We start from the raw sequence: 1082 nt of genomic DNA on the forward strand, positions 1-1082 counted from the left end.
CGATCGCCTTCGCCTCGTCGGTGAAATCGCGCACCGTTTGCCCCGACGCGAGGCGGAAGAGACCTTCCCTGGGCTGGCTGACGCGGGCTTCGGCCAAGACGCGGACCTGGCCGACCACGGCGCCAAGCGCATTCGCGACGTCGGTGTCCTCCGGCACGATGCAGCCATTGCCGATCAGCGGCGGCAGCCCGGCATAATGCAGCGGCGCCGAGGCGCCGAGGCCGATGACCGGGCGGTCGAGCGCGACAGTGAAGCGGGCGATGCCGGGATGCGCGTCGACGGCGCGCTGCACCAGCGCATGGGCGACCGTCGCGGCACCGTCCAAACCGTCCTCGGCGAAGGCGGTTTCGAGGATGTATTCGGCCGACCAGCGCGTCAGCGTGGTGAGCACGCGCTCGGCGAGCGCTTCCGGCGTCGCCGCAATCGCCTGCCCGCGGCCGTCGCGGCGGCGGGCGAAGAGCTCGGCGCCGAGGCGGGCGGCGGCGGGATCCCAATTGGCCTGCCTGCCCAGCACATGGGCGGCGTCGGACGGCGTGAAGCCGCAAATATGTACGAGGCCCCGCGCCACCAGCCGGTTGAGCGTGGCGTTCTGGGCGTTGGAGGTAAGCAGTCTGTCGAGCGCGAGCGGGGTGGCGCCGATCGCCTCGTAGAGTTTTGCTTCCGGCGCGGTGAGGCCGGCGGAGAGCCGATCCGGCACACCGGTGCGCACGGCAAAGCGCCCGTCCATGCGGCCGGGATTCGGCGCGCGCAACTGCCGTTCCAGCTCGGCGGTGACCGCCTCGCCATGCACCATTCCCGCCAGCGCCAGCGGCACCAGGCGACGCGGCCCGAGCAGGATTTTCGGGGTGAGCGCGCCGTCTTCCAGCGCCACTTCCGAGTCGCCGCCAAGGCCGAAGGTGCGCATGGCCACCGCCTCCACCATTGTGCGGAAGCCGCCGACGGTGGCGCCTTCGGGATCGAGGCGAGGCCGGCCGCCGTCGAGCACCGCGACATCCGTCGTGGTGCCGCCGATGTCCGACACCATGGCGTCGTCGAGCCCAGTCATGTGGCGGGCGCCGCCAAGGCTGGCGGCGGGGCCCGGG

General features: G+C 72.4%; 1 protein-coding gene. It reads right to left on the minus strand.

Annotated features, from left to right (window positions below):
• A partial coding sequence (locus EOA29_RS37460) for a hydantoinase/oxoprolinase family protein (RefSeq protein WP_281061138.1) occupies positions 1-1082 on the minus strand: 1082 nt, incomplete at both ends.

Origin of the sequence: Mesorhizobium sp. M1E.F.Ca.ET.063.01.1.1, assembly GCF_003998155.1 — a bacterium.
Classification (GTDB): Bacteria; Pseudomonadota; Alphaproteobacteria; order Rhizobiales; family Rhizobiaceae; genus Mesorhizobium.